Raw genomic sequence first — 22537 nt, 5'->3', positions numbered from 1 at the left:
GGGTGTCGCATCCGGTCCTGTTGCGGACAGGGCGATGTTTCGGCCGATCGTGGCTCTTAAGCCGGTGTCGCGCCGAACACCCAGGCGCCGCTGCGGGGCCCCAGCATGCCTGCCTTCAATATGATCACTAAGCTGCTGTTGTACAAGTACCAATACCGGGCGCGCGATCAGTTTCGCGCGAGCGGCGCAACGGCGATCCGGCATCTTTCCTTCGCTCAAAGCTCCCGCAGGACAGTTGCCGCCTTCTGGCCGAGGACGCGCCAGGTGCCGGCCAGGCCGATGCCGACCGTCATCGCCAGGGCGATGAGAACCGTCATGATCGCGACGTCGGGCAGGAAGCTCGAGGGCAACGTCATGATGCGGCTGACGACGAACCAGGCGGCGACGCCGCCGGAGAAGAGCGCGAAGATCGCCGTCGCAAGGCCGAGCATGATGTATTCGTAGCTGAAGGCGCGGATCAGCGTCGTGCGCGTGGCGCCGAGCGTCTTCAGCACCACGGCGTCATGGGTTCGCGCCCTGTTGCCGGCCGCGAGCGCGCCGGCGAGGACCAGCACCGATGCGATCAGCGCCACGGCGGCGGCGGCGCGCACGGCGGTCGCCAACTGGCCCATCAGTTCGTTGACGATGTCGAGCGCGTCCTTCACCCGCACGCTGGTGATGGTCGGATAGGCATTGGTGACGGCGCGCAGGGTCGCCGCCTCCTGCTCGGCCGTGGCGTCGGGATCGATCATGGTAGCGAGCCAGGCATGCGGCGCGCCGGCGAAGGTATTGGGCGAGAAGACCATGACGAAATTGATCGACAGCGATTCCCACTCGACATTGCGGAAATTGGCGATGCGGGCGGTCAGGTTGCGGCCGAGCACGTTGACGGTGACGGTATCTCCGAGCTTCAGCCCGAGCTCGCCGGCCTCCTCGGACGAGAAGGAGACGAGCGGCTCGCCGGCGTAGTCGGCCGGCCACCAATGGCCTTCGGAGAGCGTCGAGTTTTCCGGCAGGTTCTTCGCATAGGTGATGCCGCGGTCGCCCTGCAGCACCCAGCGGCCCGAGGGCGGCACGTCGCGGCGGGCGACATCCTCGCCGTTGAAGGCGGTGATCCGGCCGCGCAGCATCGGCACCTCGATGATCTTGCCGTCCGGCATGGTGTCGGTCAGGACCTTGCGGAAGCCTTCGAGGTCGTTGCCCTGGATATCGATGAAGAAGAAGTTGGGCGCGCGTTCGGGCAGGCTGCTCGTCAGTTCGCGGCGCAGATTGCCGTCGATCAGGGTGAGGGTGACGAGCAGGGCAAGGCCGAGCCCGAGCGACAGCACGACGGAGGGCGTCAGCGCGCCCGGGCGGTGGATGTTGCCGATCGCGAGCCGCAGCGCGGGCGAGTTGACCCTCGGCGCGCGGCGGGCGAGCGCGGTGACGAGCGAGGCGACGAGCCTCAGGACGACGAAGGCAAACGCGATCGAGCCGAGGAAGATGACGGCGATGTAGCGGTCGTAGGCCGTCCAGATGGCAAGCCCGCCGAGGGCTGCCAGGAACAGTCCCGCCCCTGCGATATAGGGCCAGGCAGGCAGGCGGCTGCGCTCGAAGCCCTGCTCGCGGAAAAGCGCCGTCGCCGGTACCTCACGGGCATGGCCGAGCGGCATGATGGCGAAGGCGAGCGCGGTGATGACGCCGAAGGCGGCGGCCAGCGCCAGGGCGCCGGGATAGATCGCGATCCCGGCGGGGACCGGCAGGACGCCTTCCAAAAAGCGCACGGCGACGATCGGGATCAGCATGCCGAGGACCAGACCGATCAGGATGCCGATGGCGGCGATCAGGACGATCTGGATCAGGTAGATCGCCGAGATCAGCCGGGCCGGCGCGCCGAGGCACTTGAAGGTGGCGATCACGCCGCGCTTGGTGTCGAGATAGGCGCGCACGGCATTGGCGACGCCGACGCCGCCGACGATCAGGGCGGTCAGGCCGACGAGCGTCAGGAACTGCGAGAAGCGGGTGATGTTGTTGGTCAGCGACGGGGTGGCGTTGTTGCTGGTGCGGATTGACCAGCCGGCGGAGGGAAACTGCCGCTCCGCCTGCCGGCGGACCTCGGCGATGGCGCGGGAGGTCGGTTCTTCGAGGCGGATCTTGTATTGGTGTTCCACCAGGCTGCCGGTCTGCACGAGGCCCGTGGCCGCGAGCGCGTCGTTGGATATCAGCAGGCGCGGTGCCAGCCCGAAGCCGTCGGAAAGCGCATCGGGCTCCCGGTCGATCGTCGCGGTGATGCGGACCTTCGCAGTGCCGAGCAGCAGTTCGTCGCCGACGCGCACGCCGAGCCTGTCGAGCAGGAGCGGTGCCGCGAGCGCGCCGAAGGTGCCGCCGTCGTTCGCCGTCAGCCGGTCCAGGGGGGCGGCCGGCGTGGTCTCGACCGTGCCGTAGAGCGGATAGGCGCCGTCGACGGCCTTTAGTTCTACCAGTGCCTGGTCTGAACCGTCCGGCAACCGCGCCATGGAGCGCAGGCCGGCGGAGACGGAGACGTCGCCGAGCGTGTCGAAATAGGCGCGTTCGGCCTCGGTCGCCACGCGGTTGCGCAACTGAAAGCGGACGTCGCCGGCCAGCAGCGTCTGCCCCTGCGCCTCGATGGACTGGCTGATGGCGCCGGAGACCGAATTGACGCCGGCGATCGCGGCCGTGCCGAGCGCGATGCAGGCGAGGAAGATGTAGAAGCCGCGCAGGCCGCCGCGCATCTCGCGCAGCGCGAGGCGGAAGGCGAGCGACAGCCAGCCGGCAGAGCGCACGGGCGCCGTCATGCCGAAACCTTCTGGCCGGTCGTCACCGGGGTGGCCTCGGCGCTGACGACCTCGCCGGAGCGCATGCGCACCTGGTGCTGGCAGCGGGCGGCGAGCGCCGGATCGTGGGTAACGAGCACGAGCGTCATGCCGCGCCGTGCCTGCTCGGCAAAGAGCAGGTCGGAGATCTGCCGGCCGGTGTCGCCGTCGAGATTGCCAGTCGGCTCGTCGGCGATCAGGAGGCGCGGCTGCGGGGCGAGCGCACGGGCAATGGCGACGCGCTGCTGCTCGCCGCCCGAAAGCTGCCCGGGGTAGTGCGACAGGCGTTCGCCGAGCCCCACGGCCTCCAGCTCGCGCCGGGCGATGGCAAAGGCGTCCCGGACGTTGGCGAGCTCCAGCGGTACGGCGACGTTTTCGAGGGCGGTCATGTTGGGGATGAGGTGGAAGGACTGGAAGACGATACCGATGTTGCGGCCCCGGAAGTCGGCCACCTGGTCCTCGCTCATCGTGTGCAGGGCCGCGCCGCCGATGTGGATCTCGCCGCGGTCGAGCCGCTCGAGGCCTGCGAGGACCATAAGAAGGGTGGACTTGCCGGATCCGGAGGGGCCGACTATGCCGACCGACTGGCCGGCGGCGATCTGCAGGTCGATCCCCTTCAGCACATGGACCGATGCCGCGTCATGGCCGAGCGTAAGGTCCGCCTTTTTGAGATCGATGATGGTTTCGCCCACGAAAATCTGTCCTATATCTTGGTGCAATGCGGGATCGGCAGGGGCAGGCCCCGCAGAAGTCAGACCGCAGTCCGCGCGTTTCCGCTAAAGTCGAGGAGCTGCGGCAGCAACTTAGGATCAGCGAAATGCCGTTTAAAGCCGCTCACGGAATTTTCATCGCCATGGCCCTCATGGTGTTCCAGGTCGTCCGGCCGGCCGCGGCCGAGCCCGTGGCTCTCGTCGGCTTCGGCGACAGCCTGATGGCAGGATACCAGCTTCCGGCCGAAGATGCCTTCCCGGTGCAGCTGGAAAAGGCGCTGCGGGAAAAGGGCGTGGAGGTGGCGATCGCCAATGCGGGCGTCTCCGGCGACACGACCTCGGGGGGGCTCGCGCGTCTCGACTGGTCGGTGCCCGACGGCACGAAAGGCGTGATCCTCGAACTCGGCGCCAACGATGCGCTGCGCGGCATCCCCCCGGAGCAGACGGAACAAAACCTCGACAGAATGGTTTCCGGCCTGAAGGAGCGCGGGATCGCCGTCCTGCTCGTCGGCATGCTCGCACCGCCCAACATGGGCGGCGAGTATGGCGAGCGCTTCAACGCCATGTACGAAAGGCTCGCCGAGAAGCACCAGGTGCCGCTCTACCCGTTCTTCCTGGACGGTGTCGTGACACATGCCGACCTGCAGCTCGAAGACGGGATGCATCCCAACAGCAAGGGCGTCGCCGTCATGGTCGAGCGAATGCTGCCGACAGTTGAGCGGTTCCTAAAAAGCCTGGGGGAAAGCGGCTGAGGGATTTCGCGGGTGCGAAATTGGGGTTGCGCATGCGGGTAATGCGTGATTCCCTGAGCAAACGATCACAGATTCGGGGAGCTCGCCATGCCGAGACTTTTTGTTGCCCTCGAAGTGCCGCGTAATGCCGCCATGAGCCTGTCTCTGCTCCGCGGCGGTCTGCCCGGAGCACGCTGGATCGACGTCGAAAACTTCCACATCACGTTGCGCTTCATCGGCGACATCGATGGCCGCACCGCCGATGAGGTCGTCGACCGGCTCGATCGCATCGAGAGGCCCGAGTTCCAGCTGTCGTTGTCGGGCGTGGGCTCCTTCGGGTCCAAGAAGCCGCATTCCATCTTCGCAAGCGTCTCGCAAGCACCTGAAATGTATGCGCTCCAGGCGGAGATCGAGCGCATCTGCCAGCGGCTCGGACTTCCGGCCGATCCGCGCAAGTTCACCCCGCATGTGACGCTGGCGCGGCTCAGGAACGCCCGGCTGGACGACGTGGTGTCCTATCTCTCCGGGCGCGGGAACTTCTATTCCTCCCCGTTCATGGTCAACCGCTTCGTGCTGATGTCGTCCAAGGAATCGGTCGGCGGCGGGCCCTACGTGACGGAAGAGGTCTTCCCGCTATACGAGGGCGGCTCCTCCTTCGGGCTTTCGGCGATGGAAGCGCATCCCCGGTAGAGCATGCGATAGACGGCATCGAATTCGTCCCTTCCGCCGAAATAGGGGTCGGGCACGTCTTCCGCGGTTGCGAAGGCGTGCTCGGAGAAGAGCGCGATCCGGGCCGTGGCGCCGGCGGGCGCCCGTTCCCGAAGGCTTTGCAGGTTGTTGCGGTCCAGCGCCAGGATGAGGTCGAAGCGATCGAAGTCCGCCGGCGTGACCTTGCGCGCCCTCAGTCCCGAAATGTCGATATCGTGATCGGCGGCAACGGCGATGGCGCGGCTGTCCGGCGGATCGCCGATATGCCAGGCGCCGGTTCCCGCCGAATCGATCAGGAACTCGTCGGCACGACCCGCCTTTGCCGCGAGATGGCGGAGGATTCCCTCGGCCAGCGGCGAGCGGCAGATGTTGCCGAGGCAGACGAACAGGATCGAGATCTGGGACAAGGAGGGCTCCGCAAAGGTGATGGCCCGCAAATTATCTGCTAAGAGGTGGGCCTGCAACGGAGGACACTGTCGATGAAGCAGGACAAGCTCAGCACCGAGGCGATCACCTCCAGTCTCGCCATGCTCGAGGGCTGGAAGCTCGCGGATGACGGGGCGGCGATTGCGAAATCGTTCAGGTTCAAGACGTTTGCTTCGGCGTTCGCGTTCATGACGGAGGCTGCACAGGCGGCGGAGCGGCTGAACCATCACCCGGAATGGTTCAACGTCTACGACAAGGTCGATGTCCGCCTCACCACCCATTCGGCCGGCGGCGTCACCGCGCTCGACTTCCGGCTGGCGGAGGCGATGGAGAAGGCGGCGCGGACGCGCTGAGCGCTTGCCGCCGGGGCCGGGACTTCCCATATCAGGGACCGCGCCGACTGGATTGTCGGGCTGCGCAAGGAGTATCGGAATGGACGATGTGAAGATCGGAGAGATTCTGCTGCCGGGTGACGAAGAGGAGCAGGAGAGCCAGCGCGAGCGGGTTCGCAAGCGCTTCTGGCCCGTGCTCAGGCGCGCTTTCCGGCAGGTCCCGTTCAGCCGCGATCTCGTTGCCGCCTACTACTGCGCGCTCGACCGGCGCACCCCGACGCGCGTGCGCGGCATCCTGCTTGCGGCGCTTGCCTATTTCGTTCTGCCGATCGACGGCATCCCGGATTTCCTGGCCGTGGTCGGCTTCTCCGACGACATCGCCGTGCTGACGGCGGCCTTCGCGGCCATCCGCGGCCATATCCGCGAGGATCACTACGTCCAGGCGGATCGCGCCCTGGTGGACGGGCTCGAGGAAGCCGGCTGAAGCCTGGCCGGCGCGCGTTCCTGCGCGGCAGCCTCCCGGGGCGGGAGGCTCGTGCCAGGATGGTGCATTGTCAAACTCTTGCCTGAATCTTTGCCGACATCATCACCCTGATGGGATGGGCTTCTTCATCGGCACCTCGGCGATCCGGCCTCGAAGTCCGGCGGCAATTTGCATTGCCGCCCGTTTCATAGTAACCGCCGCATCGACGGGATGAGGGTTTGTTGACGATTTGGTAACCAGAATTAAGTCAAATTAAATCAAATCGTGATCATTCGAGCCGTTACGTCCGCGCTCGGGCGACGACAGCAAGACAACCGGCAGGGAATCATGTTTGTAAGAAAATTCGTAACCGCACTTACCCTCGTTGTGGCAACGGCCGGCGTTGCAATGGCGCAGTCTCCGACGCGCATTCAGCAGTTCAACGCGTGGGGCGCCTACTCCTACCAGGCCAACAACGGCAAGGTCTGCTACGTTCTCTCCGTGCCGAAGGAAAAGGCGCCGGCGGGCGTCGACCACGGCGACATCTTCTTCCTCGTCTCCCAGCGCCCTGGCCAGAACATTTCCTACGAGCCGCAGGCGATGATGGGCTATCCGCTGCAGGAGAACTCCAAGGTCAACGTCACGATCGACGGTCGCACCTTCGTCATGTTCACCAAGGGCAATTCGGCATGGGTGGAAAACGCCGCCGAGGAACCGGCCCTGGTCGCGGCGATGAAGTCGGGCAGGGACATGTCGGTCAAGGCGACCTCGCGCCGCGGCACGGGGACGACCTATTCCTATTCGCTTTCGGGCATCTCGGCAGCGCTGAAGCAGATCGAGACCTGCAAGTAGGCAACCCCTCGTTTCCTTTTCGAGAGGCCGGTCCCTGTGACCGGCCTTTTCGCTTTTCGGGCCGGGCGTGACTTCCGCGCCGAAGGATGCTAAAGGCGCGGGCAACGGCTGGAGACGCGCGCAGGACGATGCGCCGGGCGCTCCTTGGATTTCATGATCGAGACGCGGCAGATCTATCGGGCGGGCAGCCCGGCAGCATGAACGCGCAACGGGATTGCACGAATGGCGAGCTTGGATTTTCTCAACGGTGCGGAGCCTGCAACGGCCCGGCCGACACGCACGGCGCCGATGGCCGAAAAGCCGTCGCTGATCGGCCTGTCACGCGAAGACATGGGCAAGGCGCTGGTCGACAAGGGCGTCTCCGAGCGGCAGGTGAAGATGCGTGTCAGCCAGCTCTGGCACTGGCTCTACGTGCGCGGCGTCTCCGACTTCGATCACATGCTCAATGTCTCCAAGGACATGCGGGAAATGCTGAAGACGCATTTCACCATCGCCCGTCCGGAGATCGTCGAGGAGCAGGTCTCCAACGATGGCACCCGCAAATGGCTCCTGCGCTTTCCCGCCCGTGGCGCCGGCCGGCCGGTCGAGGTGGAGACGGTCTATATCCCCGAGGAAGGCCGCGGCACACTCTGCATCTCCAGCCAGGTCGGCTGCACGCTCACCTGTTCCTTCTGTCACACCGGCACGCAGAAGCTGGTGCGCAACCTGACGGCCGAGGAGATCCTGGCGCAGCTGCTGCTGGCGCGCGACCGGCTGGGCGACTTCCCGGACCGCGAGACGCCGGCGGGCGCGATCGTGCCGAGCGACGGGCGCAAGGTGTCCAACATCGTGATGATGGGCATGGGCGAGCCGCTCTACAATTTCGAGAACGTCAAGCAGGCGCTCCTGATCGCCACCGACGGCGACGGGCTGTCGCTGTCCAAGCGTCGGGTGACGCTGTCAACCTCCGGCATCGTGCCGGAGATCTACCGCACCGGCGAGGAGATCGGCGTGATGCTGGCGATCTCGCTGCATGCGGTGCGCGACGAGTTGCGTGACATGCTGGTGCCGATCAACAGGAAGTATCCGCTGAAGGACCTGCTGGAGGCCTGCCGCGCCTATCCGAGCCTGTCGAATGCCCGCCGCATCACCTTCGAATACGTGATGCTGAAGGACGTCAACGACAGTCTCGAGGATGCCAAGCTGCTGGTGCAGCTCTTGAAGGGCATTCCGGCCAAGATCAACCTGATCCCCTTCAACCCCTGGCCGGGCACGAACTACCAGTGTTCGGACTGGGAGCAGATCGAGAAATTCGCCGACTTCATCAACCAGGCCGGCTATGCCTCGCCGATCCGTACCCCGCGCGGTCGCGACATCCTCGCCGCCTGCGGCCAGCTGAAGTCGGAATCGGAGCGCATGCGCAAGGTCGACCGCATGGCCTACGAGGCGATGATGATCGCCGGCCACGGCGAGGACGACTGAGCGGCTTGGCCCGAGGCACGGCGCGGGCTCGTTGCTGGACCCCGGCCGCAGGGGCAGCCTGAACCGGGTTGTCCGAGCGCTCTCATCAGAAAGTGTGATTGAACAAGTGCAATCCAAGAATTGATTTGACCGGCCGTTTTGCCTAGAAGCTGGCCGCAATTCATTCTGGGAGGTTCATTCATGCGCTCACTCTTGCTCGCCCTTGCCGCCACTGTCGCGATTTCGCTGCCCGCCAGGGCGGAAGACGTCACCGTTGCCGTGACTGCCATCGTCGAACATCCCGCACTCGACGCCGCCCGCGACGGCGTCAAGGAGGCGCTGGAAGCGGCCGGCTACAAGGAAGGCGAGAACCTGAAGTTCCTCTATGAGTCGGCCCAGGGCAACCCGGCGACGGCCGCGCAGATCGCCCGCCAGTTCGCCGGCGAAGGCCCTGATGTCATCGTGCCGATCTCGACGCCGTCGGCGCAGGCCGTCGTTTCCGCGACGAAGGATATTCCGGTCGTCTTCACCGCCGTTTCCGACCCGCTCGGCGCGCAGCTCGTCAAGGACATGGACAAGCCGGGCGGCAACGTCACCGGCCTTTCCGACATGTCGCCGGTCGCCGAGCACCTGGCGCTGATCAAGGAAATCCTCCCTGAGACCAAGACCATCGGCTACCTCTACAATTCCGGCGAGGCGAACTCCGTCTCGCTGCTCGCCGTTTTGAAGGCCGAGGCCGAAAAGGCCGGCCTGACCGTCGTCGAATCCGCTGCCACGAAGTCGGCTGAAGTGCAGGGTGCCGCCCGCGCGCTCGTTGGCCGCGCCGATGCGATCTACATTCCGACCGACAACACGATCATCTCCGCGCTGGAAGGCGCCGTCGCCGTTGCCGAGGAAGCCAAGCTCCCGCTGTTCACCGCCGACACGGATTCCGTCTCGCGCGGCGCCGTTGCTGCACTCGGCTTCAACTACAAGGACGTCGGCCGGCAGACGGGCGAAGTCGTCGTGCGCATCCTCAAGGGCGAAAACCCGGGCGACATCGCGGTGAAGGTTGCCGCAGGCACCGACCTCGTCGTCAACAAGGCGGCCGCGGCGAAAATGGGCGTGACCCTGCCGGAAGCCGTCGTCGGCCGCGCGACACGCGTGATCGAATAATCCCGTTCGCCGGAAAATTGAAACCGGAATCAACCGCTGCCGGATCGCCCGGCAGCGGTTGATCTGTTAGAAAGGCCCTTCCCGCGAAGACTGCGGAACGGGTGAGAAAAGAAAGCCAAGAGCCGTGAGCCTGATTGCCTTCTGGGGTGCCGTCGAACTGGGGCTGGTCTATGCCTTCGTCGCGATCGGCGTTTACCTTGCCTTCCGCGTGCTGGACTTTCCGGACCTGACGGTGGACGGGTCCTTTCCGCTCGGCGCCGCCGTCACGGCCGTGCTGATCATCGCCGGCGTCAATCCCTGGCTTGCGGCTGCGGTCGCCATGATGGCCGGCGCCGGCGCCGGCCTCGTCACGGCGATGCTGAACGTCCGCTTCCGCATCCTCAACCTTTTGGCCTCGATCCTGACGATGATCGCGCTGTTCTCGGTCAACCTCAGGGTTATGGGCAAGCCGAATGTCGCGCTGATCAATGCCGACACCATGCTGAGCCCGTTCTTCGGGCTGGGCTTGCGCGACTTCTATGTTCGCCCGCTGTTCATCGGCGTGCTGGTGGTCGCCGCGCTGTTTCTGGTGTGGCGCTTCCTCGAGAGCGATGCGGGGCTGTCGATGCGTGCGACCGGCGCCAACCCGCGCATGGCGCGGGCGCAGGGCGTGAACACCGACAGGCAGATCTATCTCGGCATCGCGCTCTCCAATGCGCTCGTCGCCCTCGGCGGCGCCCTGTTCGCGCAGACCAACGGTTTTGCGGACGTGACCTCCGGCGTCGGCACCATCGTCGTCGGCCTTGCTGCCGTCATCATCGGCGAGACGCTGTTCGGCACGCGCGGCATCCTGATAGCGCTGATCGGCTGCGTGATCGGCTCGATCCTCTACCGCATCGCCATCCAGCTTGCGCTGTCGTCTGACGTGCTCGGCCTGCAGGCGTCCGACCTCAACCTGGTGACGGCCGTGCTCGTGACCGTGGCGCTCGTGCTGCCGCGCCTGCGCCGGGGAGGAGCCACGTCATGATCGCGCTGTCCGACATCAAGGTCGTCTTCGGCCGCGGTACGCCCTTGGAAAAACAGGCGCTGAACGGCGTCAGCCTGACGATCGAGGAAGGCTCCTTCGTCACCGTCATCGGCTCGAACGGCGCCGGCAAGTCGACGCTTCTCGGGGTCCTGGCCGGGGACGTGATCGCGACATCGGGCCAGGTGCGGATCGGCACCGTCGACGTGACCCGGCAGGGGACGGCGGCGCGGGCCGGCCGGGTGGCGCGGGTGTTCCAGGATCCGCTTGCCGGCAGTTGCGGCGCGCTGTCGATCGAGGAGAACCTGGCGCTGGCAGCCCGCCGCGGCGAGCGGCGTGGCCTTGCCGCCGCGCTCGGCGCCCGCAGGCGCGAACTGTTCCGCGCACGCATCGCCGAACTGAACCTCGGCCTGGAGAACCGCATGGGCGACCGCATGGACCTTCTGTCCGGCGGCCAGCGCCAGGCGGTGTCGCTGGTGATGGCGACGCTCGCTGGTTCCGACGTGCTTTTGCTCGACGAGCACACGGCGGCGCTCGACCCGGGCATGGCGGAATTCATCATGACCCTGACCCAGAAGATCGTTTCCGAGCGCAAGCTGACGACGCTGATGGTCACCCATTCCATGCGCCAGGCGCTGGATTATGGCCATCGCACCATCATGCTGCATGGCGGCGAGATCGTGCTCGACGTCACCGGCGACAGCCGCAAGACGCTGCAGGTGGAGGACCTGATCGCCATGTTCCGCAAGATGCGCGGCCAGACGCTGGACGACGACGCGTTGCTGATCGGCTGACGCGTGCTCGCCCGCGGGCTTGTCGCCTCTGCGGGCGTTCAGCGCGTCTGCGTCATGAAGATCTTCACGGCGAAGATCGAGAAGACGCCGGCGAAGGTGTAGTCGAGGCCGCGCAGGAAGCGCCTGTTGTCCTTCAGCCAGGCCGACAGCCGGTCTGCGGCCAGCACCACGAGCGTGTTCACCGGCATGCCGATCATGATGAACAGCATGCCGAGCACGATGAGCTTGCCCGTGACATCGGGATCGCCGGCGGAGACGAACTGCGGCAGGAAGGTCATGAAGAAGATGATGACCTTCGGGTTCAGGAGGTTGACCCAGAAGCCGGTGGAGATGTTGGCAAGCGCGGAGACCTTCGGCATGGCCGGGGCCTCGCCGGTCCTGTCGGAGAAACTGGAGCCGACCCGGATCGCCTGGATCGCCAGCCACAGAAGATAGCCCGCGCCACCGGTCTTGAGGATCATGAAGGCGGTCGGCGAGGCGGTGATCAAGGCCGAGATGCCGAAGGCGACGAGCAGCGTGTGCACCACGATGCCCATCGAGGTGCCGAGCACGACGAACAGCGCCGGGCCGCGGCCCTGCGACAGGGCGCGGCTGATCGACAGGGTCATGTCCGGGCCGGGGGTGGCGGCGAGCAGAAGGCTCGCGGCAGTGAAGGCGACCAGGGTTGCAAGCGAGGGCAGGTAGTCCATCGGGCCGATCCGCATTTTACCGGGTGTCTGCGTTCGATACTCCGCCGCGTCCCTCTTGAAAAGGCAAATCGACACGCCGCGATGCGGGGGCGCTTGTATCCGCGCGCGTTCTGACTAAAAGATGCCGGCCGGCATCCTGTGCGGCCCGGCCGCTTTTCCTGACACAGACGGACAGAAACCATGGCATCTCCCAAGCAAGTCAAGAAGGTCGTTCTCGCCTATTCCGGCGGCCTGGACACCTCGATCATCCTGAAGTGGCTTCAGACCGAACTCGGCGCCGAAGTCGTCACCTTCACCGCCGATCTCGGCCAGGGCGAGGAGCTCGAGCCGGCGCGCAAGAAGGCGGAGATGCTCGGCATCAAGGAGATCTTCATCGAGGATGTGCGCGAGGAGTTCGTCCGCGATTTCGTCTTCCCGATGTTCCGCGCCAATGCCGTCTACGAGGGCGTCTACCTGCTCGGCACCTCGATCGCCCGGCCGCTGATCTCCAAGCACCTGATCGAGATCGCCAGGAAGACCGGCGCGGACGCGATCGCCCACGGCGCCACCGGCAAGGGCAACGACCAGGTCCGCTTCGAGATGTCGGCCTATGCGCTGAACCCCGACATCAAGATCATCGCACCCTGGCGCGACTGGTCGTTCAAGAGCCGCACGCAGCTTCTGGAGTTCGCCGAGCAGCACCAGATCCCGGTCGCCAAGGACAAGAAGGGCGAGGCGCCGTTCTCGGTCGACGCCAACCTCCTGCACTCCTCCTCGGAAGGCAAGGTGCTGGAAGACCCGGCCGTCGAGGCGCCGGAATACGTGCACATGCGCACCATTTCACCGGAGAGTGCACCCGACAAGCCGACCGTCATCACCGTCGGCTTCGAGCGCGGCGACGCCGTCTCGATCAACGGCGTGCGCATGTCGCCCGCCACGCTGCTGTCGGCGCTCAACACCTATGGCCGTGACAACGGCATTGGCCGCCTCGACCTTGTCGAAAATCGTTTCGTCGGCATGAAGAGCCGCGGCGTCTACGAGACCCCCGGCGGCACCATCCTGCTGGCCGCGCACCGCGCGATCGAGAGCATCACGCTCGACCGCGGAGCCGCGCACCTCAAGGACGAGCTGATGCCGCGCTATGCCGAGCTGATCTACTACGGCTTCTGGTTCTCGCCGGAACGCGAGATGCTGCAGGCGGCGATCGACCTCAGCCAGAAGCACGTCGAGGGCGAGGTGACGCTGAAGCTCTACAAGGGCAACGTCATGGTCACCGGCCGCCAGAGCGACAAGTCGCTCTATTCCGACAAGCTCGTCACCTTCGAGGACGACCAGGGCGCCTACGACCAGAAGGACGCCGCCGGCTTCATCAAGCTCAACGCGCTGCGCCTGCGCACGCTCGCCGCGCGCGACCGCAAGGGCTAAGCGCAACCGGCCACGATGCTACTCTGAAAAGCCCGCCGAACTTGGTTCGGCGGGCTTTTCTCTGGCTGGCGCCAGAGGCCGCCCGTGCGAAGGTGGACGACGCTCCGACCACGCTTGACGGCGCCGGGGAGACAGGCTCAGATGGGCTCTTTCCCGCGGAGATTCCCATGACCGGTTCGATGCTGTTCGGCGCCTTTCTCGCCGCGCTGTTCTATGTCCTCATTCCCGGCCCGGCCTTTCTGGCGCTGCTCGGCATCGGCGCCGGCCAGGGTCGGAAGGCGGGCGCGATGTTCATGGGCGGTCATCTGGCAGGCGATATCGTCTGGTCGACGCTCGCCCTTGTGGCAATCGTCGGGGCAAGGGCGATCGGCACGCTGGTGTTCGACGTGCTCGGCCTCCTCTGCGGGATCTACCTCGCCTGGATCGGCTGGACGGCGCTCAGGGCAAAGCCGCGCGGGGCGGACAGGCCGCTCGTGACGGTGGAGCGGCCGCTGCGGCGCGGGCTGATCTTCGGGCTGACCAATCCCAAGGGCTATCCGGTGGCGCTCGCGACCTTCACGGCGCTGCTCGCCGGCTCTTCCAGCGCGCTGGACTTCTCGTCCCTGCCCATGCTGCTTGCCGTTTCGCTGCTGGGATTTCTGGTGGCCGATATCGTCCTGATCATGATCATCGGGGCTTCGTTCGTGCGCAGGTTCTATCGCCGGCACGAGCTGGCGATCGTGCGGATGTCGGGCGTGCTGTTCATGGGTTTTGCCGTGCAGGCCGTCTGGCATGCGGCGCCGGGGCTTGCAGGCTGGCGCAGGGCATAGCGGACTTCTCGGGTCGGCCCCGGCATCAGTCGGCAGGGAAGGTGATGGTGGCGCACAGGCCCCGTCCGCCCGGATTGTCCTCCAGTGACAGCGTCGCGCCGAAAAGGGCGGCGATGTCCTGGACGATCGGCAGGCCGAGCCCCATGCCGGGGGCATCTCCATTCCCGCCGCGGGCGAAGCGCTGCAGCACCTCGGCGCGGCGGTCGGCGGGAATCCCGGGGCCGTTGTCGACCACCTGCAGGCTGGTCCCGCCCGCCTTCGCCCGGACCGAGACGGTCACCTCGGCACCCGCTCCCGCATAGGCGATCGCATTCTCGATCAGGTTTCGCAGCATCTCGCCGAACAACAGAGGTTCGGCGCGCACGGGCGCCGGCAGCTCGCCCTCGAAGCCGAGGTCGATGCCGGCCTGGGCGGCGAGCGGCACGTAGTCGGCGGTCGTCGCCTGGGCGAGTGCGGTGATGTCGGTCAGTGCCAGCGGGCGCGGCTCTGCCGATCCTGCCGCGTCGATCTTCGCCATCAGCAGGAGCTGGGCGAGGATGCGCTCGGCATGCGCCACCACCGCATCACCCTTGCGCGCCGCATCCTGTGCCTCCTGAAGCGTGCCGGCCCGGGTGGCGAGCGCGAGCTGGGTGCGGATGATGGCCAGCGGCGTACGGAGCTGGTGGCTGGCATTGCCGGAGAAATGCCGCAGCGAATTCAGCGCCGATTGCAGGCGGACCATGAAGGAATTGACAGTCTCGACAAGGCCCTCGACCTCCTGCGGCACCTGTTGCTCGATCGGGTGCAGGTCGTCGGGGCTGCGTTCGGCGATCGCATCGCTGAGACGGTAGAGCGGGCGCAGGGCGAGCGTGACGGCGATCCAGACGATGGCCGCGGCCCCCGTGATCATGAGGGAGAGGCGGAGCGCGGAGCGGAAGAGAATGGCCTGGGCGAGCTGGCGCCTCGCGATCGTGGTCTCGGCGACCGTGACGACGAAGGGAACCGAATTGACGCCGGTGGAGGCGGAGCGGTGCAGCACCGCCACCCGGATCGCCTCGCCGCGGAAGCTCGCATCCGCATAGGCCGTCGGCCGGTTGCCCGCCCCCGTGATCGTCGGAAGCGCCTGGTATCCGGTGATGAAATGGCCGGGAGGGCCTTCGACGCGATAGAAGACACGGTCCTGTGCAGCCGAGGTCAGCATCTCCAGCGCCACATAGGGAATGTCCACCTCCAGGGCGCCGTTCTCGTTGACCACGACCCGCTCGGCGATCGCGAGCGCAGAGCCGGCGAGCACGCGGTCGGAGACCGTGTTCGCCGTCTTGACCGCCTCGCGATAGGTGTCGATCAGGGCCAGGACGCCGAAGACGGCGGTGGCGACGAGGAGCCAGACGAGAAGCTGGCGGCGCAGCGATGGAGCCGGATTGCGGGTCAAGCCGGGGCCGCCTTGTCCAGATAGTAGCCGATGCCGCGGGCGGTGCGCACCGTGAGTTCGTGCGGGGCAAGGCGCTTGCGCAGGCGGCTGACATACTGCTCGATGGCGTTGGCGCTGAGATCGTCGTCGAAGGCGGCGAGCGACTGCATGATCGCCTCCTTGGACACCACCTTGCCGGCACGCATGAACAGGATCTCCAGCAGGCCGAGCTCCCTTGCCGGGATGTCGAGCGGCACGCCGCCGGCGGAGAAGGTTCGCGAGTTGAGGTCGAATTCCACCTTGCCGAAACTGAGTGCGGAGGTGCGCAAGCCGGCCTGCCGGCGGAGCAGCATCCGCACGCGCGCCTCGAATTCGGAGATGTCGAAGGGCTTGCTCATGTAGTCGTCGGCGCCGAGATCGAGGCCCTTCACCTTGTCTTCCGCCGCGTCGCGCGCGGTCAGGATCAGCACGGCCGCCCGGTTCTGGCGGGCGCGCATGGCGCGCAATACCTCCAGCCCGTCCATCTCCGGTAGGGTCAGGTCGAGGATCACCAGATCGAAGGTTTCCGCCGAGATCGCGGCATCGGCGGAGGCACCGTCGCTGACGACGTCCACGGCGTGTCCCGTACCGCGCAGGATGGCGGAGAGGCCGTCGGCCAGGGTCCGGTTGTCTTCGACGAGCAGTATGCGCACCTGGTCCCTTCCTCCCGGCTCACCCTTCCATGCCGACGGTGGCGGTGCTGCGGGTGGCCACGCCTTGACCTTGTGCACAAACCTTGCGGAAAATCGATACCGAACTTCATAGCTTTCCGCAGCTTGCCCGATCCGGCTTGAGAACGCCGCCGCGGTCAGGCAATCTCGCGGCCATGCGCACCCTTCATGCCTTCATGCTTGCAGCCGTCCTCTGTTCTCCCGCCATGGCAGGAGAGACGTTCTATCCCGCGCCGGAGGGCCGGCCGGACGCCCCCGTCCTCGTCGTCTATTCCTCGCTGGACGAGCCCCTGGCGCGGCCGATGATCAAGGGCTTCCAGGCGGCCAACCCCGATGTGGCGGTGCGTTACGACGAGATGCTGACCGGCGAGGTCTACGACCGCGTCGTCAGGGAGACCGACGCCGGGCAGAAGACGGCCGACTTCGCGTTCTCCTCGGCGATGGACCTGCAGGTGAAGCTCAGCAACGACGGTTACGCCCAGCGCAGCGACCTGCCGATGAGCGAGCGCTGGCCGCAATGGGCCAACTGGCGCAACACGGCCTATGCGCTGACCTTCGAGCCTGCCGTCTTCGTCTACCACAAGCCGAGTTTCAAGAACGAGAAGCCGCCGGCCTCGCGCGCCGAACTCCTCGACTATCTCAACCGCCATGGCAACGACATCTACGGCCGGATCGGCACCTACGACATCGAGCGCTCCGGCGTCGGCTTCCTGTTCATGGCGCGCGACCAGGAGCAGTTCGGCGACATCTGGACGGTGATTCGGGCCATGGGGGCTGCCGGGGTGAAGCTCTATTCGACGAGTTCGGCGATCCTCGAGCGGGTCGCCGACGGGCGCTTCGTGCTCGGCTACAACATCCTCGGCTCCTATGCCGCCGACTGGGTGTCCAGGCACCCGGATGTCGGCATCGTCCTGCCGGAGGACTACACGGTCGTCATGTCGCGCATCGGGCTGGTGCCGGAGGCGGCGGCCTCGCCCGAACTCGGTCGCCGCTACCTGTCGTTCTTCATGTCGAAGGAGGGTCAGACGATCATGGCCCGGGAACTGCAGATCGCCGCCGTCTCGCCCGACGTCGCCGGCGACAATACCGCGACGGGGATGCAGGCGCTCCTGGGGGCGCAGCTCAAGCCGGTGCCCGTCAGCCCGGGGCTGATGGTCTATCTCGACCAGGTGAAGCGGGCGCGGCTGATTGCCCGATGGAACGAGGTGCTGCGAACGCAATAGGGGCAGGATCGTGGCGAGACTGTGCTAGGATGTCAGCTAGATGACAGGTTTTTGTGGTGGCTTGCAAAGCCCGGTGGTTCCGTGGAGGCGGCGCCGGGGCAATGGGAGGAGAACCGCCGTCACGGCGCGGCCGGCATGAATGCCGGCACGGAGCGTTTTCTCCCTCGACAGATTGCAACGATGCGCGGCCACGGTAGCCGCGCCTGACGGAGGGTATGCCTTGAAACAGTTTTTCCTTGCTTCCATTCTTGCCGGCGCCATGGCGCTGCCTGCGTTTGCGGCCGACTACAAGATCATCGCACCGGCCAATCCCGGCGGCGGATGGGACCAGACGGCCCGCACGCTGCAGACGGTCATGCAGTCCGAAGGCATTTCCGGCAACGTGCAGGTGATCAACGTGCCGGGCGCCGGCGGAACGATCGGCCTCGCCCAGTTCGCCAGCCAGGACAAGGGCAATGCCGGCGCGCTCATCGTCGGCGGCTACGTCATGGTCGGCGCCATCCTCACGAACAAGTCGCCCGTCACCCTGAAGGACGTCACCCCGATCGCGCGGCTGACCGGTGAATACGAGGCGATCGTCGTGCCGGCGTCCTCGCCGTTCCAGACCTTCGGCGATCTCGTCGAGGCGCTGAAGAAGGATCCGGGCGCAGTGTCCTGGGCCGGCGGCTCGGCCGGCGGCACCGACCACATCGCCGTCGGCCTGATCGCCAAGGCGGCAGGCGTCGATCCGAAGAAGATCAACTACATCGCCTATTCGGGCGGCGGCGAGGCGCTGACTGCGATCCTCGGCGCCCAGGTCAGCGCCGGCATTTCCGGCTATGGCGAGTTCGAATCCCAGGTGAAGGCCGGCACGCTGCGGCTGCTCGCCGTCTCCAGCGCCGACCGGCTCGAAGGCATCGACGCCCCGACGATCAAGGAAAGCGGGCTTGACGTCGTCGTCGAGAACTGGCGCATGGTCGCCGCCGCCCCCGGGCTGAGCGACGAGCAGAAGGCCGCCGTTTCGGCCGATATCGAAAAGCTCGTCAAGTCGGCCGCCTGGCAGGAACAGCTGAAGACCAAGGGCTGGCAGGATACCTATCTTTCCGGCGCAGCCTTCGACGAACAGCTGGCCAAGGACGTGTCCGCCACCGAGGGCATCCTCAAAGACATCGGACTGGTCGAATGACGGACGGGACGAAACCCGCAAGCGCAAAGCGCCGCCCCGATGGGGCGGCGTTCGTCATCGCCGTGGTGCTGGCTGCGATCGCCGGCCTCATCTTCTGGGACGTTTCGCGCCTGGCGGGCGCGGCCGGCTATTCGCAGGTCGGGCCGACGACCGTGCCCTATGCGATCGCCTGCTGTCTCCTCGGCCTTGCGATCTGGACGGCGATCGAGGCCTGGCGCGGCGAGTTTCCGGAACGCGAGCGACAGGAAGTCGCCCCGGTCGTCTGGATCGTCGGCGGGCTCGCCGCGCAGATGCTGCTCCTGAAAGTCGCGGGTTTCTCGATCGCGACGGGCCTGCTGTTCGCGCTGACGGCCGCCGGCTTCGGCAAGCGCAAGCTCTGGATCACCATTCCCGTCGGCATCGTTCTCTCCTTCGTCGTCTGGACGATCTTCGCCAAGCTTCTGCAGCTCTCCCTGCCCGCCGGGCCGCTCGAGCACCTGTTCTTCTGAGGGGCGGTAGCCAATGAGTACTTTCGAATTTCTCATGCAGGGCCTGCTGGTCGCCGCCCAGCCGATGAACCTGCTCTATGCCCTGATCGGCGTCACGCTCGGAACGGCTGTCGGCGTGCTGCCGGGTATCGGCCCGGCGCTGACGGTGGCGCTCCTGCTGCCCGTCACCTACAAGCTCGACCCGGCGGGTTCGCTGATCATGTTCGCCGGCATCTACTATGGCGGCATGTATGGCGGCTCGACGACCTCGATCCTGCTCAACACGCCCGGCGAGAGCGCGTCGATCGTCACGGCGCTGGAGGGCAACAAGATGGCGCGCGCCGGCCGCGGCGGACCGGCGCTGGCGACGGCTGCGATCGGTTCTTTCGTTGCCGGCCTGATCGCGACACTGGCGCTCGCCTTCGTGGCCCCCTTCATCGTCAAGGTCGCGCTGGTGTTCGGGCCGCGCGAATATTTCGCGCTGATGGTTCTCGCCTTCGTCACCGTGTCCTCGGCCTTCGGGGATTCGACCCTTAGGGGGCTGACCTCGCTTTTCGTCGGCCTGACGCTCGCCATCATCGGCATCGACCAGCTGAGCGGCCAGGCGCGCCTGTCGTTCGGCATCCCGGACCTGCTGGACGGTATCGAGGTCACCACGCTCGCGGTCGCCATGTTCGCCATCGGCGAGACGCTCTACATCGCCGCGCAGGGCGACAAGGGGCCGGACAAGGTCGAGGCGGTCAAGGGATCGGTGTGGATGAACGCCGCCGACTGGGCGCGTTCGTGGAAGCCGTGGCTGCGTGGAACTGCGATCGGTTTTCCGATCGGGGCCATGCCGGCCGGCGGTGCGGAAATCGGCACCTTCCTGTCCTATGCCGCCGAGAAGCGGCTGACCAAGCATCCGGAGGAATTCGGCAACGGTGCGATCGAGGGCGTTGCCGGTCCGGAGGCCGCCAACAACGCGTCTGCCGCCGGTACGCTGGTGCCGCTTCTGACACTCGGCCTGCCGACGACGGCGACGGCCGCGATCATGCTGGCCGGCTTCCAGCAATACGGCCTGCAGCCCGGTCCCTTGCTGTTTGCGACCAATCCGCAGCTCGTCTGGGGCCTGATCGCAAGCCTCCTGATCGCCAACTTCATGCTGCTGGTGCTGAACCTGCCGCTGATCGGGCTCTGGGTGAAGCTTCTGACGATCCCGAAGCCCTGGCTCTATGCGGGCATCCTGCTGTTTGCCACGCTCGGGACGATCGGCGCCAACCCGTCGGTGTTCGAGCTCGGCATGCTTCTGGCGTTCGGCCTGCTCGGCTATGTCATGCGGATCTTCGGCTACCCGATCGCGCCGGTCGTGGTCGGGCTGATCCTCGGGCCGCTGGCCGAGCAGCAGCTGCGCCGGGCGCTGGCGATCAGCCAGGGCGACCTTACGACGCTGGTCGCCTCCCCGGTGGCCGTCGTGCTGCTCCTGATCGCCGCTGCGGCCCTCGTCATCCCGCTGATCCTGCGGGCGCGGGGCCGCGGACAGGTGCTGTCGCAGCTGGCGGCGAGCGAGGACTGAGCCGCCCGCCTCATCGGCAAAAACAGGAATCTGCACAAGAAGCAGGCCGCAATCGATTGCGGCCTGCTTTCGTTGCATGGCTGCCCTGCTGATCTATCCATTGAACGCAAGGCTGTTTGGTATCATCTATTGTGCATCGCAACAGGGTTGTAACCCTAGAAAAGAGAGCAAGACCATGAACCAGAATCGCAATGGTGTTCGCCACGGTTTCCTGGGCCGCGCATTCGCGGTTCTCGGCGCGGCAAGTGCAGCTGCAGCAGCGGTCGAAGGCAACCGTCGTCCGAAGGATCGCGACCTGCGGACCCTCGGCATCGACCCGGCGAACTTCCCGAAGTAAGCATCGTCCGCAAAGGACGGGAGGATCCGGCCGGTCTCAACGGCGGATCCTGTGCCCCGTGAGGCACATGGCAGTGACAGCAATATTCAGCAAAAGGCCCGACGATCCGAGATCGCCGGGCCTTTTCTTGTCTCGGTGAAGGAACGGCGGCTCCGCGATGGCGCCGCCGTCCGGGTCAGACGTTTTCGACCGGTTGGGCGCCGTGTGCCTCGGCCAGTTCCCGCCGGTTATAGCGGATCGAGGACCAGAGCGAGATGCCGATGAGGCCGGCACCGCCGAGGCCGGTGATGACCTCTGGAATATGCACCAGCGTCTGGCAGTACATGATCACCGACAGGATCAGGATCGCGTAGAAGGCGCCGTGCTCCAGGTAGCGGTATTCGGCGAGCGTGCCCTTGTCGACCAGCATGATCGTCATCGAACGCACATACATGGCGCCGATACCGAGGCCGATGGCGATGATGAAGAGGTTCTGCGTCAGTGCAAACGCCCCGATCACGCCGTCGAACGAGAAGCTCGCATCGAGCACCTCGAGGTAGATGAAGGCGCCGAGGCCACCCTTTGCGGCCGCGCTCATCGTCTGCTGCGATGCATCCAGGAGGCCACCCACGACTTCGACGGCCAGGAAGGTGAGCAGACCGTAGATGGCCGAATAGACGAAGCTGTCCGCCGCCTCGCCTTCGAGGAAGGTCGAGAAGACGAGGATCAGGATCAGGACGAAGGCGATCTCCACGCCCTTGATCGTCGCATAGCGGGCCATGCGCTTCTCGATGAAGGCGATCCAGTGCACGTCCTTCTCATGGTCGAAGAAGTAGGTGAGGCCGACCATCATCAGGAAGGTGCCGCCGAAGGCTGCGATCGGCAGATGCGCCTCGTGCATGATCCGGGCGTATTCCTCCGGTTGCCTGGCCGCCAGCACGATCGCCTCGATCGGGCCGATCTGGGCCGCGATCACGACGATCAGAAGGGGGAAGACGATACGCATGCCGAAGACGGCGATGAGGATGCCCCAGGTCAGGAACCGGTGTTGCCACTCCGGCGTCATGTCCTTGAGCTTGTTGGCGTTGACGATGGCGTTGTCGAAGGACAGCGAGATCTCCAGCACCGCAAGCACGGTGCAGATGAAGAAGACCGTCGCCATTCCGCCGATCGTGCCGGTGGTCTGCCATCCGAGCCAGGCGCCGAGAAGGAGGCCGAGTGCGGTGACGATGAAGGCCCAGGTGAAATAGGACAGTGAACTTTTCGGCTGTATGCGCGTGGTCATGCCCGCACCTCGCTTTCGAGGACGGAATTTACACGGTTGCAGATGGGGAAAAGGCGCGTGCCAGAAAGGGCATGCGCATCAGGCATGTTCAGGATTTTCATGTTCTTGAATCCGCCGGCTT

General features: G+C 66.0%; 23 protein-coding genes. 16 read left to right on the top strand and 7 right to left on the bottom strand.

Going from position 1 to position 22537, the window contains the following annotated elements:
- Positions 1-215: 215 nt before the first annotated feature.
- Together OCK02_RS01160 and OCK02_RS01155 are read right to left on the bottom strand one after the other, a co-directional pair.
- A complete protein-coding gene (locus tag OCK02_RS01160) occupies positions 216-2774 on the bottom strand; it encodes an ABC transporter permease (protein ID WP_263811440.1) in 2559 nt (852 codons plus the stop codon).
- The gene (locus OCK02_RS01155) at positions 2771-3484 is read right to left on the bottom strand and encodes an ABC transporter ATP-binding protein (RefSeq protein ID WP_263811439.1); all 714 of its coding nucleotides are present in this window, start codon (positions 3482-3484) and stop codon (positions 2771-2773) included. Before OCK02_RS01155 ends, OCK02_RS01160 begins: the two co-directional genes overlap by 4 nt.
- A 161-nt stretch (positions 3485-3645) precedes the next feature.
- Here OCK02_RS01155 and OCK02_RS01150 point away from each other — a divergent pair, with 161 nt between their 5' ends.
- Positions 3646-4254: an arylesterase gene (locus OCK02_RS01150; protein WP_263811728.1), complete on the top strand. Its 609-nt coding sequence runs from the start codon at positions 3646-3648 to the stop codon at positions 4252-4254.
- Positions 4255-4341: 87 nt separating this feature from the next.
- Complete coding sequence (gene thpR / locus OCK02_RS01145) at positions 4342-4923, top strand: RNA 2',3'-cyclic phosphodiesterase (protein ID WP_230806058.1); 582 nt, start codon at positions 4342-4344, stop codon at positions 4921-4923.
- Here the strand turns inward: thpR and OCK02_RS01140 are convergent.
- On the bottom strand, positions 4842-5348 hold the full coding sequence (locus tag OCK02_RS01140; protein WP_263811438.1) for a low molecular weight protein-tyrosine-phosphatase: 507 nt from the start codon (positions 5346-5348) through the stop codon (positions 4842-4844). The genes thpR and OCK02_RS01140 overlap by 82 nt on opposite strands.
- 72 nt (positions 5349-5420) lie before the next feature.
- Between OCK02_RS01140 and OCK02_RS01135 the strand changes: the two genes are divergently transcribed.
- The 7 genes from OCK02_RS01135 (at position 5421) to OCK02_RS01105 (ending at position 11406) form a co-directional block, all read left to right on the top strand.
- A complete protein-coding gene (locus OCK02_RS01135; protein WP_230806053.1) occupies positions 5421-5720 on the top strand; it encodes a 4a-hydroxytetrahydrobiopterin dehydratase in 300 nt (99 codons plus the stop codon).
- A 79-nt stretch (positions 5721-5799) separates the two neighbouring features.
- Positions 5800-6183 (top strand): YkvA family protein, encoded by a 384-nt coding sequence (locus OCK02_RS01130; protein ID WP_263811437.1) that lies wholly within the window; start codon positions 5800-5802, stop codon positions 6181-6183.
- A 327-nt stretch (positions 6184-6510) separates the two neighbouring features.
- Positions 6511-7014: an invasion associated locus B family protein gene (locus tag OCK02_RS01125; protein ID WP_230806050.1), complete on the top strand. Its 504-nt coding sequence runs from the start codon at positions 6511-6513 to the stop codon at positions 7012-7014.
- Between the two features lie 288 nt (positions 7015-7302).
- Positions 7303-8475, top strand: a complete 1173-nt coding sequence (gene rlmN / locus OCK02_RS01120) for a 23S rRNA (adenine(2503)-C(2))-methyltransferase RlmN (RefSeq protein ID WP_412178745.1) — start codon at positions 7303-7305, stop codon at positions 8473-8475.
- A gap of 180 nt (positions 8476-8655) precedes the next feature.
- The gene (locus OCK02_RS01115) at positions 8656-9609 is read left to right on the top strand and encodes an ABC transporter substrate-binding protein (RefSeq protein ID WP_263811435.1); all 954 of its coding nucleotides are present in this window, start codon (positions 8656-8658) and stop codon (positions 9607-9609) included.
- 124 nt (positions 9610-9733) lie between these two features.
- Positions 9734-10615, top strand: a complete 882-nt coding sequence (locus tag OCK02_RS01110; protein WP_263811434.1) for an ABC transporter permease — start codon at positions 9734-9736, stop codon at positions 10613-10615.
- A complete protein-coding gene (locus OCK02_RS01105) occupies positions 10612-11406 on the top strand; it encodes an ABC transporter ATP-binding protein (protein WP_263811433.1) in 795 nt (264 codons plus the stop codon). The genes OCK02_RS01110 and OCK02_RS01105 overlap by 4 nt, the downstream gene beginning before the upstream one ends.
- Positions 11407-11444: 38 nt before the next feature.
- Here the strand turns inward: OCK02_RS01105 and OCK02_RS01100 are convergent, their stop codons facing one another.
- Positions 11445-12095, bottom strand: a complete 651-nt coding sequence (locus tag OCK02_RS01100; RefSeq protein WP_263811432.1) for a LysE family translocator — start codon at positions 12093-12095, stop codon at positions 11445-11447.
- A 180-nt stretch (positions 12096-12275) separates the two neighbouring features.
- Between OCK02_RS01100 and OCK02_RS01095 the strand changes: the two genes are divergently transcribed.
- Both OCK02_RS01095 and OCK02_RS01090 read left to right on the top strand, forming a co-directional pair.
- Positions 12276-13499 (top strand): argininosuccinate synthase, encoded by a 1224-nt coding sequence (locus tag OCK02_RS01095; protein ID WP_263811431.1) that lies wholly within the window; start codon positions 12276-12278, stop codon positions 13497-13499.
- Between the two features lie 167 nt (positions 13500-13666).
- Complete coding sequence (locus OCK02_RS01090) at positions 13667-14308, top strand: LysE family translocator (RefSeq protein ID WP_230806036.1); 642 nt, start codon at positions 13667-13669, stop codon at positions 14306-14308.
- 25 nt (positions 14309-14333) lie between these two features.
- On the opposite strand, the gene OCK02_RS01085 is transcribed toward OCK02_RS01090, so the two are convergent.
- A complete protein-coding gene (locus OCK02_RS01085) occupies positions 14334-15719 on the bottom strand; it encodes a sensor histidine kinase (RefSeq protein WP_263811430.1) in 1386 nt (461 codons plus the stop codon).
- The gene (locus OCK02_RS01080) at positions 15716-16390 is read right to left on the bottom strand and encodes a response regulator transcription factor (RefSeq protein WP_263811429.1); all 675 of its coding nucleotides are present in this window, start codon (positions 16388-16390) and stop codon (positions 15716-15718) included. Before OCK02_RS01080 ends, OCK02_RS01085 begins: the two co-directional genes overlap by 4 nt.
- A 194-nt stretch (positions 16391-16584) precedes the next feature.
- Between OCK02_RS01080 and OCK02_RS01075 the strand changes: the two genes are divergently transcribed.
- The 5 genes from OCK02_RS01075 to OCK02_RS01055 all read left to right on the top strand — a co-directional run bounded on the left by OCK02_RS01075 (position 16585) and on the right by OCK02_RS01055 (position 21152).
- The gene (locus tag OCK02_RS01075; RefSeq protein WP_263811727.1) at positions 16585-17631 is read left to right on the top strand and encodes an ABC transporter substrate-binding protein; all 1047 of its coding nucleotides are present in this window, start codon (positions 16585-16587) and stop codon (positions 17629-17631) included.
- Between the two features lie 220 nt (positions 17632-17851).
- On the top strand, positions 17852-18796 hold the full coding sequence (locus OCK02_RS01070) for a Bug family tripartite tricarboxylate transporter substrate binding protein (protein WP_263811428.1): 945 nt from the start codon (positions 17852-17854) through the stop codon (positions 18794-18796).
- Complete coding sequence (locus OCK02_RS01065; protein ID WP_263811427.1) at positions 18793-19284, top strand: tripartite tricarboxylate transporter TctB family protein; 492 nt, start codon at positions 18793-18795, stop codon at positions 19282-19284. Before OCK02_RS01070 ends, OCK02_RS01065 begins: the two co-directional genes overlap by 4 nt.
- Before the next feature lie 13 nt (positions 19285-19297).
- The gene (locus OCK02_RS01060; protein ID WP_263811426.1) at positions 19298-20815 is read left to right on the top strand and encodes a tripartite tricarboxylate transporter permease; all 1518 of its coding nucleotides are present in this window, start codon (positions 19298-19300) and stop codon (positions 20813-20815) included.
- Between the two features lie 175 nt (positions 20816-20990).
- Complete coding sequence (locus tag OCK02_RS01055) at positions 20991-21152, top strand: hypothetical protein (RefSeq protein WP_263811425.1); 162 nt, start codon at positions 20991-20993, stop codon at positions 21150-21152.
- A 175-nt stretch (positions 21153-21327) separates the two neighbouring features.
- On the opposite strand, the gene OCK02_RS01050 is transcribed toward OCK02_RS01055, so the two are convergent.
- On the bottom strand, positions 21328-22416 hold the full coding sequence (locus tag OCK02_RS01050; RefSeq protein WP_263811424.1) for a DUF475 domain-containing protein: 1089 nt from the start codon (positions 22414-22416) through the stop codon (positions 21328-21330).
- Between the last annotated feature and the right edge of the window lie 121 nt (positions 22417-22537).

Source organism: Rhizobium sp. TRM96647, from assembly GCF_025780115.1.
Taxonomy (GTDB): Bacteria; Pseudomonadota; Alphaproteobacteria; order Rhizobiales; family Rhizobiaceae; genus Mycoplana.
Note: the sequence above shows the minus strand (reverse complement) of the source record. Positions and strands in the feature narration are given on the sequence as shown.